This is a genomic window from Thermodesulfobacteriota bacterium, from assembly GCA_026415035.1.
Taxonomy (GTDB): domain Bacteria; phylum Desulfobacterota; class BSN033; order BSN033; family UBA1163; genus RBG-16-49-23.
In genome coordinates this window covers 25,165-35,627 of the sequence record JAOAHX010000025.1, presented here as the reverse complement: position 1 = coordinate 35,627, position 10,463 = coordinate 25,165, and the positions used below count along the sequence as shown (strand labels likewise).

General features: G+C 54.1%; 8 protein-coding genes and 1 tRNA gene. 6 read left to right on the top strand and 3 right to left on the bottom strand.

The annotated features are described in order from the left end of the window. The first annotated feature begins 339 nt into the window (after nt 1-339). From N3G78_12770 to N3G78_12755, 4 genes are read left to right on the top strand one after another with little or no spacing between them, the layout of a single operon-like run. Complete coding sequence (locus N3G78_12770) at nt 340-1,467, top strand: glycosyltransferase (protein MCX8118783.1); 1,128 nt, start codon at nt 340-342, stop codon at nt 1,465-1,467. Next, a complete protein-coding gene (locus N3G78_12765) occupies nt 1,439-2,845 on the top strand; it encodes an undecaprenyl-phosphate glucose phosphotransferase (protein ID MCX8118782.1) in 1,407 nt (468 codons plus the stop codon). The genes N3G78_12770 and N3G78_12765 overlap by 29 nt, the downstream gene beginning before the upstream one ends. 30 nt (nt 2,846-2,875) lie before the next feature. Further along, nucleotides 2,876-4,384 carry a glycosyltransferase family 39 protein gene (locus N3G78_12760; protein MCX8118781.1) on the top strand — a complete coding sequence of 503 codons (1,509 nt, stop codon included), beginning with the start codon at nt 2,876-2,878 and terminating at the stop codon, nt 4,382-4,384. Then, nucleotides 4,385-5,134 carry a hypothetical protein gene (locus N3G78_12755; protein ID MCX8118780.1) on the top strand — a complete coding sequence of 250 codons (750 nt, stop codon included), beginning with the start codon at nt 4,385-4,387 and terminating at the stop codon, nt 5,132-5,134. It abuts the gene before it with no gap. A gap of 23 nt (nt 5,135-5,157) precedes the next feature. Here the strand turns inward: N3G78_12755 and N3G78_12750 are convergent, their stop codons facing one another. The 3 genes from N3G78_12750 to hisS form a co-directional block, all read right to left on the bottom strand. After that, the gene (locus N3G78_12750) at nt 5,158-6,615 is read right to left on the bottom strand and encodes a mannose-1-phosphate guanylyltransferase/mannose-6-phosphate isomerase (GenBank protein ID MCX8118779.1); all 1,458 of its coding nucleotides are present in this window, start codon (nt 6,613-6,615) and stop codon (nt 5,158-5,160) included. Between the two features lie 70 nt (nt 6,616-6,685). Continuing rightward, a tRNA-Gln gene (locus tag N3G78_12745) sits at nt 6,686-6,759 on the bottom strand. Nucleotides 6,760-6,830: 71 nt separating this feature from the next. After that, the gene (gene hisS, locus N3G78_12740; protein ID MCX8118778.1) at nt 6,831-8,090 is read right to left on the bottom strand and encodes a histidine--tRNA ligase; all 1,260 of its coding nucleotides are present in this window, start codon (nt 8,088-8,090) and stop codon (nt 6,831-6,833) included. Between the two features lie 176 nt (nt 8,091-8,266). Between hisS and N3G78_12735 the strand changes: the two genes are divergently transcribed. Together N3G78_12735 and N3G78_12730 are read left to right on the top strand one after the other, a co-directional pair. Further along, entirely contained in the window at nt 8,267-9,631 is a 1,365-nt protein-coding gene (locus tag N3G78_12735) for a phosphomannomutase/phosphoglucomutase (protein MCX8118777.1), read from the top strand. An 8-nt stretch (nt 9,632-9,639) separates the two neighbouring features. Next, entirely contained in the window at nt 9,640-10,428 is a 789-nt protein-coding gene (locus N3G78_12730) for an undecaprenyl-diphosphate phosphatase (protein MCX8118776.1), read from the top strand. The last annotated feature ends 35 nt before the right edge of the window (nt 10,429-10,463 follow it).

Sequence of the window (10,463 nt, the reverse complement as noted above, 5' to 3'; positions counted from 1 at the left end):
GAGATGGTAAGACTGATATTTGTATCTACCGAGGCCAAACCGGTGGGTGGTACATCATCCCCTCCTCTGGAGGTTCGCCTTATGGTGTAGGTTGGGGGGGGCATCCCAGCGATATCCCTGTTAGGCTGAACCTTTCAGCGATCGATTAAAAAGAAAGGCTTCCAAAGAACCCGGCCTTCCCGAGATCGGAATGGATGGCCGGGTTTTTTATTGGCCCGGAGCAGGGCTCTTCTTGTAAAAGGTTAAGAAATAATGGTAATATTTCTTTATTCGCCCACGCTTCATTCAATTTTTACCTTTTGAGCAAGAAGAAATAGAGTCGAAATAGATAAGAAAAGGATGAAGATCGCTCTTGTCCATGATTGGCTTACGGGGATGAGGGGTGGTGAACGATGCCTCGAGGTCTTTTGTGAGTTATTTCCCGAGGCGCCTATCTATACCCTCCTCCATATCCCCGGTTCGGTTTCACGGGTCATCGAACAGAGGGCCATTCATACCTCCTTCATCGAAAAGCTTCCCTTCGCAAAACGGAACTATAGAACCTACTTACCTCTTTTTCCCATGGCCATTGAACATTTCAACCTGAGGGGCTACGATTTAATTATAAGTTTAAGCCATTGTGTGGCCAAAGGGATCATCCCTCCCCCGGACTCGCTTCATCTCTCCTACCTTTTTACCCCGATGCGATATGCTTGGGATATGTTCAAGGACTACTTTGGAGACAGAAAGAGTAAGGTGATCTCGGTGGCGATGCATTATTTGCGGCTATGGGACGTGGCTTCGAGCCAGCGGGTAGACCATTATTCGTGTATCTCCCACCATGTGGCGAAGCGGATTTTAAAATATTACCGAAGGGAAGCCGAGGTGATTCACCCTCCTGTGGATACCAAGCGGTTCAAGATTTCCCATCGTCGAGAGGATTTCTTTCTGATCGTCTCAAGCCTCTCGCCCTACAAGAGGATTGACTTGGCCATGGAAGCCTTTAAACGCCTGAAGTATCCCCTGATCATCATTGGATCGGGCCCAGAGGAGAAAAGGCTCAAATCGAAGGCCGGGGCCAACATTCGTTTCTTGGGCTGGCAACCGGATGAGATCGTTGCGGACCACTATTCGAGATGCCGGGCATTGATTTTCCCGGGAGAGGAAGATTTCGGAATCGTCCCTCTTGAGGCGATGGCCTCCGGACGGCCTGTGATCGCTTATGGAAAAGGAGGGGCGCTGGAATCGGTCATAGGGGAGGACGCCCGGGGCAAGAGGTGTCCCACCGGCCTCTTCTTTTTTGAACCCAACGCCGACTCCTTGATCGAAACTATAAATCGTTTTTTTAAAATCGAGAAGGAATTCGACCCCGAATCGATTCGAAACCATTCTCTCCAATGGGATCGTGAAATCTTCAAAGAGAAGGTCAAAAAATATCTCGAAGGAAAATTGGGGTTCCATGTTAAAGAAACACGCTCGATTTTTTAAATCCCTCTTTTTTATTTCGGATCTTCTGATCCTGACCTTCGCCTGGGTCCTTGCCTATATGGTTCGGTTTCACACCACTTTCATCCGCCCCCCCATTCTCGGGACCCCAGAGATGGGACTCTATCTACAGTTCCTCCCCTTCCTTTTAGGTCTCTGGGCAATCCTATCGTATCAAAGTAACCTTTATCGACCGAGACGGGTTGACCATTTCTTTCGCGAACTCTATGAATTGGGAAGATGTCTCACCCTTACCACGATCTTATTGATCGCGCTAATTTATCTCTTCAGGCGTTTTGAATTTTCACGGCTGGCTTTTCTCTATTTCTGGGTCCTGGGCCTCATAGGACTTTTCTCTCTCAGGGTCGTGTTAAGATCGCTTCTCAGAAAAATCAGAGAACGGGGATATAATCTTCGATTTGCTTTGGTGGCCGGAACCGGACCGCTCGGCCGGAGCCTGCTCGAGAAGATTGACTCCCATCCGGAACTGGGGATCAAGGTGATCGGGTTTCTCGATGGAGATCGCCAACATATCGGAAGATCTATCCATAACCTCCCGATCTTGGGTCATTATGAAGACCTCGAAAAGGTCTTGCGGGAACAGGCGGTGGACATCTTCTTTATTGCCCTTTCAGTGAACGATTATGGTTTTTTCGGACCGATGGTTCAAAAAGTTTTGGGGGACCTGCCCGAGGTGAAGGTGGTGCCCGCCTCCTATGAATTTTTGGGATTGAGAGGAGGCCCCGATGAATTAGATGGCCTTCCCCTTGTCAGCCTGCAGGGATCTCCCTTGTTCGGGTGGGAATATGTTTTCAAAAGACTCCTCGATCTTCTCCTGGGAAGTCTGATCCTCCTCGCCCTGTCGCCCTTGATGTCGGCCATCGGTCTCCTGATTAAAATAACCTCAAAGGGTCCCGTCCTGTACCGACAAACCCGGGTGGGGATGGACGGCCGTCCCTTTGAAATCCTCAAATTCCGGACGATGCGGATGGATGCCGAAAAAGAGACCGGCCCGATCTGGGCATCCCCGAACGATCCCCGAAGGACGAAGCTGGGCGCTTTTTTGAGAAAGACCAGCCTGGATGAACTCCCCCAGTTAATAAATGTGCTTAAAGGAGAGATGAGCCTGGTGGGCCCCAGACCGGAGCGGCCCCAATTCGTGGAGGAATTTAGAAAGAAAATCCCCTCCTACATGTTGCGACACAAGATCAAGGCGGGGATGACGGGATGGGCCCAGATCAACGGTTGGAGAGGCAATACCTCCATCGAAAAAAGGATCGAATACGACCTCTATTACATCCAGAACTGGTCCATCGGTTTCGATCTGAAAATCCTATTGATGACGTTGTGGAAAGGCTTCTTTAGCAAGTCTGCTTATTAGGTGTCCGACCCCTTGAGGATTTGGTGCCGGATGAAAAACGACCGAGGCTATCTCATTCTCCTCCTCCTGATCTCTTTCCCTTTAAGTCTCTACCTTTTCTTTCGAACCTACGTCATCTCGTTGGACGGGGCCTTTCAGTACATCCCTCTGGCCAAAGCCTTTGGCACGGGAACCTTTCGTGAGGCCTTGAGAACAACGGGACAACAACCGCTCTACCCTTTTCTCATGGCCCTCGCCTCGTCGTTAATCCCGGATATGGAAATCGCAGGAAGGTTGGTGGCCTCGCTCATGGGCCTCCTCCTGGTCTTCCCCCTCTATTTCCTGGGCAAGCAATTGTTCAATCAGAGGGTGGCTTTCCTCTCGACCCTGCTTTTGGCCCTTCATCCCTCTATCCGGAGATTCTCTGCGGATGTTCTCAAAGAATCCACCTATCTGTTCTTCCTCGCCATGGCTCTCTGGTTGACCTGGAGAACCCTCCACAGGGAAGAAAAATTCTCTTTTTTGCTCATTCCGCTTTGGTCTCTTCCGGCCTATCTCGTCAGGCCTGATGGAGTGGAAGTCTTGCTCGTCACCTTTTTTTATATTTTTTGGGCGAAGCCTTTTTCGAAACCGTTGGACCGATGGATCGCCCTCTCCTTTTTGAGCTTATCGGCCCTTGTCCTCTCCCTCCCTTACCTCCTTTCCCTAAAGGAGATCACGGGAGAATGGACCCTAAGTAAGACCAAATCCATCTTCGAATTATTCGGTCTGGGAGGGGAGGGGGATCGCCCCCCCCTATTGGACAGAGGGCTGTTCGCCTTAAAAAAGGTGAACCAGGAGGTGGTGGGAGTTTATCACCCCCTCTATCTTCTCCTTCTGCTCTTGGGGGGGCTTTCGAGGAGATCCAACCTTTTTAGGAATGGGGAAGGCTTTCTGTTTTTCTGTTTTGTGCTCCATTATGTGATTCTCTTTCTTCTCGCTCTTAACATTACGGTATGGGGAAACGAAGGGGGGATCCAGGCTTTCCACTTTAGTGGACGGCATGTCCTCCCGTTACTTCTCTTTTCAATCTATTGGGTGGGCTTCGGTTTGGAGGCCTTTTCCAAGGGGTTGAGGCGTAAAGTCGAATCGAACGGGCGGCTCTCCCACTTAAGCCCCAAAACGAGAGGGATCTTCCTCTGGACAACTCTACTGATGCTCATCACAGCGATCCTCCTTCCCAAGACCCTTAAACCTCAGCGTTACGAGCGGCTGCCAGAGAAGTGGGCGGGGATATGGATAAAGGAACATCTGGGGAGGGGGAAAACCTTGTTTACAACGATCCCGAGGGTGGCCTACTATGCCGAAGGGGGATTTGAGTTTCTCGATTTGGATAGGATAAAGATTGAACAAGCCATCGGTTGGATGAAAGAACGGAATGGCTTCTATCTGGTCCTTCGAGAGCGAGAGGCCCAGAAGGACCCTTCTGGGTGGGATGCCCTCCGTGAGGGATTTGTCGAATTGGGGCGATTCGGGGAAGAATCCATGGAAAAGGTGATCGTTTACAGGAGGAATCCTTAAATGGATCCGTTTCGGATATCCATCGTCGGGATCGATGGGTCCGGGAAAAGCACAACGACCCTGAAGGCCATCCAAAATCTCAGCCACCGATTCTCCATCTGTAAAACGGGGAGGAATCCTTTTTTCATCTATCAAGGGGGGATCACCCCCTGTCTTCCCAAAATAGCCGATTTTTTTGAAAAATTGTTTAAAAGGGTCGATGCCACCCGAAGAAGAACATGGATCGGCCTGACCCGATTCCTTTTTGTCCTCTTCCAGGGGTGGCTTGAACCTTACATGATTCGAAGGTACCGACCGGTTTTGATCATGACCACCCGCTGTATGATCATCGATCCGGTCGTCTATAGCCACTTTTACTATCCAACGATCAGTCGAAAGATGGATGTGGCAAAGAAATTGATGTGGGCCCAAAAATGTTCCGGGTTACCCTTCCGGGATCTCTATTTCTTCCTGGACACCCCTATCCAAATGGCGATCGAGCGGATTTATAAAAGGATTTCCATAGATCATCCCGAGACGACTTATGGAAGGGACTATTGGCTCCACCTCCATGAACATGAGGCGACGCTCCAAGTGCTCGACCAGAAGTTTCGCCAAACCCTCGAAATCGCCCAGAACAAAAGCGCCTTTCATCTCATAGAGATCGATACCCGTCAGCGGGACGAGAAGGCAGTGGCGGAGGTGATCGCCCATTACACGCGGATGGCTTATCAGGGCTTCCCTCTCGAAAGGCGAATGAAGGTGGTTTAGGAAATCCCCTTGAAGAAGGGCCCTCAGGGATTTTGAGAAGGGAGAAGGCCTGAACGGCCGTAGTCGTCGGAAAAGCGCTCGATGTCGTCCTCCTCGAGGTATTCGCCGTTCTGGACCTCGATGATCTCCACTGGGATCTTCCCGGGATTTTCGAGCCGGTGAAGGGTCGATTTCGGCACGAAGGCCGATTCGTTCTCGTGGACCAGGAAACTCCTCTCGCCGATCGTCACCCGGGCCGTCCCTTGGACCACGACCCAGTGTTCGGACCGGTGGGCATGGGTCTGGAGGCTGAGCCGCTGTCCCGGATTGACCACCACCCGTTTAATTTTATAACGAGGCCCCCTTTCAAGAACCGTATAACTCCCCCAGGGCCGATAGTTGGTCACATGCTCGGAGACCTCTCTCCTGCCAGCTTCCCTGAGCTGGGCGACAATCTCCCGCACCCTCCGCGCCTCTCCCTTCCGGGCCACCAAAACGGCATCCTCTGTGTCGATGACGACGCCATCCTCCAGGCCGATTAACGCCAGAAGCCGTTTGCTGCCGAAGACCAGACAGTTCCGGGCCTGGAGCGTCAGGACCTCCCCCACCGTAGCATTCCCCATTGAATCTCGCGGTAGAACTTCGTGCAGGGAGTCCCAGGACCCGACGTCGTTCCAGTAGAGCCCGAGGGGAAGCATCCAGACGCGGTTTGATTTCTCCATCACGGCGTAGTCGATCGAGATCTCGGGCATCCGGTGAAACTGGGCGATCATCGTCTCGACATCCTTCTGGAGGATCTCCCCGATCGCGGGAGCGTACCTTTCGATCTCCTCCCTCATGACCCCGATCTGAAAGGCAAACATTCCCGAATTCCAGTAGTAGTGCCCCTCCTCCACGTAACGTTTGGCCGTTTCGTAATCGGGCTTTTCTACAAAACGCTCCACGGGAAAGGGACCCTGGGCCTCCCTTGGCCTTTCGGAAAATGTAGGGGAGCCCTGGTCGGTGGCCTGCCCACCCTCTGTCCCATCCACCCGAACCTTGATATACCCGTATTCGGTCTCAGGCCGATTCGGCCTGATTCCAAACGTCACCACGGCCCCCTTGCGGGCAACCTCCTCAGACCTTTTGAGGTAATGGATAAATTCTTCTTCGGGACGAAGGATATGGTCGGAGGGGGAGAGGAAGAGGACCTCTTCCTCCCCGCACCCGAGCCGTTCGAGACAGTACCGGATCCCCAGGGCGATCGCGGGCGCCGTGTTCCTGCCCTCCGGCTCGAAGAGGAGGTGCCGGATCTCGGGGAGATCGGATTTGACGTAGAATTGATATTCCTTGTTGGTGATCACCACGATCTCATCGAAGGAGAGAACTTTGGCAAGCCTCTCCACCGTCTGTCTCAAAAGGGATTTGCCTTCATGGAGTTTGAGAAACTGCTTGGGATAGTTTCTCCGGCTCAAGGGCCAGAGCCTGGTTCCAGAACCCCCGGCAAGGACAAGTGCTTTCATCTCTGCCCTTCGCTCCCTTCCGTTTCGATTCGTGGCGTGAATGGGGATGGATCTGGATGTCGGATGTAAGTGGCTGGGGGACGAGGATTCGAACCTCGATTCACGGAGTCAGAGTCCGTTGTCCTGCCGTTGAACGATCCCCCAGCGAACGCTCGGAGAGGAAGGTCTGTCGTTCTTCGCAAACGACTAAAATATACCACCAAACGCAAGAGGAATCAACCCTTTTGAATCTTATCTTTGACCCTCCCCGATAGATCCTCCAGGGGGATTTCTTCCTGAGATTTGCCGGCCATATCCCTCAGGATCGCCCTCCCCCGTTTCATCTCCTCCTCCCCTAAGATGAGCACATATCTGGCCCCTAATTTATCGGCCCGCCTCATCTGGCTCTTCAGGCTCTTCCCTTCGTAGTCGAACTCGGCCCGGATCCCTTCCAGATGGAATTGGTTTGCAAGACGGAAGGCCTCCCTCTCGGCCTCCTTCCCAAGGGCAGCGATGAAAAGATCGAGCCCCCGGTTAAAGGACCTCTCCGGTGGCAGGAGCGAGATCAACCGCTCCATGCCAATCGCAAATCCGATGCCGGGGATGTCGAGCCCGCCGATCTCCTGAAAGAGGTTGTCATAGCGGCCTCCTCCCGTCACGGCATTCTGGGCGCCCAGATCGTAGGAGATGACCTCGAAGGCCGTGCGGGTGTAATAATCGAGGCCCCGAACCATCCTCGGGTTCAGGACATAGTCGAGCCCGGCGGTCGAGAGATACGCCTTCACCTTCTCAAAATGGTCTTCGCAGGCCCTGCAGATGAATTCGCTCACCTTGGGAGCCTCGGCGATGGCCTCCTGACAGGCCTGGACCTTACAATCGAAGATGCGGAGGGGGTTGGTCTGGAGGCGCCTCTGACAATCTTCACACAGCCGAAACGCCCTTTCGGATAGATAGGATTTTAACCGCTCCCGATACCCAGGCCGGCACTCCCGACACCCCAAGGAATTGATCTGGAGTTCAAGCTTCTCGAGCCCCACCTTCCGCAGAAAATGGACGAGCATGAGGATCACCTCGGCATCGACCACAGGGTTGGCCACGCCGAAGACCTCGGCATCGATCTGGTGGAACTGACGGTAGCGGCCTTTCTGGGGCCTCTCGTAACGGAACATCGGGCCGATGCAGTAGAGCTTGGCGACCGGATCGAAGGTGTAGAGCCTGTGTTCGAGGTAGGCCCGGGCCATCGAGGCCGTCGCCTCGGGCCGAAGGGTCAAGGACGTCCCCCCTTTGTCGATGAAGGTATACATCTCCTTTTCGACGATGTCCGTGGCCTCTCCGATCCCGCGGGCAAAGAGTTCGGTCCGTTCCAGAATGGGGATACGTATCTCTGAAAACCCGAATCCCCCGAAGACCTCCCTCGCCGTGGCCTCAACAAACTGCCATTTTCCAACTTCCTCAGGAAGGACGTCATTAAATCCGCGGATGGCTTTGATCTCCATAAGTTTTCCTCGGCTTTGGTAATTTAGCCTATCCCCCCCGAAAAGTCAAAGAAACCCGGCGGGTTGAATGTTTGCGAGAAATGAGATAACGTATTCATGATCGCGGCAGAGGGCCGATCGTGTCCGTATCGTCCCATTTCCCTTCACAACCTTTATCGGGAAAGGTGGAGGCGTCCATGAAGATCAATCCCCAGATTTATCGTGAATACGACATTCGAGGCCTCGTGGATAAGGATCTGACCCCTGAGATCGTCAGGCGGTTGGGGAGGGGGTTTGGAACTTACATGAATCGCCTTGGCAAAAAATCGCTCGTCGTCGGAAGGGACGGGAGGCTCAGCTCCGAGGCCTTCTGCGAGGCCCTGATCGAGGGGCTCCTCTCGACGGGTTGCGATGTGGTCAACATCGGGGTCTGTCCCACCCCCGTCTATTATTTTTCGATCTTCCATCTCGATCGAGAGGGGGGGATGATGGTCACCGGCAGCCACAACCCGCCGGAGTTCAACGGATTCAAGGTCTCCGTGGGGAAGAGCACCATCTTCGGCGAGGAGATCCAGAAATTGGGCCGCCTGGTCGAGTCGGGAGACTTCGTCTCGGGCCAGGGACGCCTTTCGGAGTTCCCCATCATCCCGGCCTACCAAGCGTTCATCAAAAAGAACATCCGTCTTTCAAAACGGTTGAAGGTGGTGATCGACGCAGGAAACGGGACGGGAGGCGTCGTGGCCGCTCCCCTGATCAGGGAGCTGGGCTGCGATGTGGAAGAACTCTACTGCGACATCGACGGCCGGTTCCCGAACCATTTCCCCGATCCCACAATCCCAGAAAATTTGAGGGATTTGATCGATAGGGTATTAAAAACAGGGGCCGAGGTCGGGATCGGCTACGATGGCGATGCCGACCGGATCGGCGTCGTGGATGACCAAGGGAGGATCATCTGGGGCGACCAGCTGATGATACTCTTCGCCAGGGAAATCCTCAAGGAGCAGAAGGGCGCCACCTTTGTCGCAGAGGTGAAATGCTCTCAAACCCTCTTCGAAGACATTGAGAAACACGGGGGCCGGGCGATCATGTGGAAGACCGGTCACTCCCTGATCAAGGAGAAGATGAAGGAGGAGAAGGCCGCACTGGGAGGAGAGATGAGCGGACATATCTTCTTCGCCCACCGGTACTTCGGCTACGACGATGCCATCTATGCCTCTTGCCGGCTCCTCGAACTGCTCTCCAATACCGATCAGAGGCTCTCCGGTCTCCTCTCCGATGTCCCTCGAACCCACATCACCCCCGAGATCCGGGTCTCCTGCCCGGACGAGATCAAATTCAAGGTCGTGGAGAAGGTGAAGGAGGCCCTGAAGAAGGACTATCCCATCATCGATGTGGACGGGGTGAGGGTGAAGTTCGATGACGGCTGGGGACTTCTGCGAGCCTCCAACACCCAGCCGGTCCTCGTCCTCCGATTCGAGGCCTCCACCGAAAAGAGGCTGGAGGAGATCAAGAGGCTGGTCGAGGAGAAGGTCCAGAAGGCCATCGGAGATGTGGGGGCATGAGAGAGGCGATGACCTTCTTTGAGGCGGCCTTCCTCGGCATCGTTCAGGGGCTGACCGAGTTTTTTCCCATCAGCAGCTCAGGCCATCTCGTCTTCTTCCAGTCTCTCTTCGGGATGAAAGAACCCCACCTCTTCTTCGATGTGATGGTCCACTTCGGGACCCTCCTCGCGGTCGTCCTGTACTTCCGGAACGACCTTCAGATCCTTTTGGTCCAAACGGGATCGGCCCTCTTGAAAAAAAGGAAGGGGGGCCCTGGCACGCGGCTTTTTGCCCTGATCGCCGTTGCCACCCTTCCGACGGGCCTCATGGGAGTCCTTCTCAAGGACCGGATCGAGCCCCTCTTCATCCAACCCAAATGGGCGGCCGGGATGCTCCTGATCACGGGGGCGATGCTTTTTCTGACCCGGTGGTTTCAAAATGGGAAAAAAGGGGCGACCGAAATGAGGTGGGTTGATGCCGTCCTGATCGGAACCGCCCAGGGGATCGCCCTCCTCCCAGGCATCTCGAGATCGGGAGCGACCATCGCCGCGGGCCTCTTTTTGGGGTTGAATCGGGAGTGGGCAGGAAGGTTCTCCTTTCTCCTTTCGATCCCGGCCATTTTGGGGGCCACGGTTTTAGAACTCCGTGAAGTGAACTCCTTCGCCGAATTCCAGGCCGCATCCGTGGCCGCAGGGATCGCCTTCCTGACCGGCCTTCTCGCCCTCGCCTTCCTGATGAGGGTGATTCGATTTGGAAAGCTTTCCCTCTTCTCTTACTACTGCTGGGGGATCGGCGGAACGACGATCATCCTCTCCTGATCTGCCTCAAGGGGAGATGCCCTTCCCTCCATCTT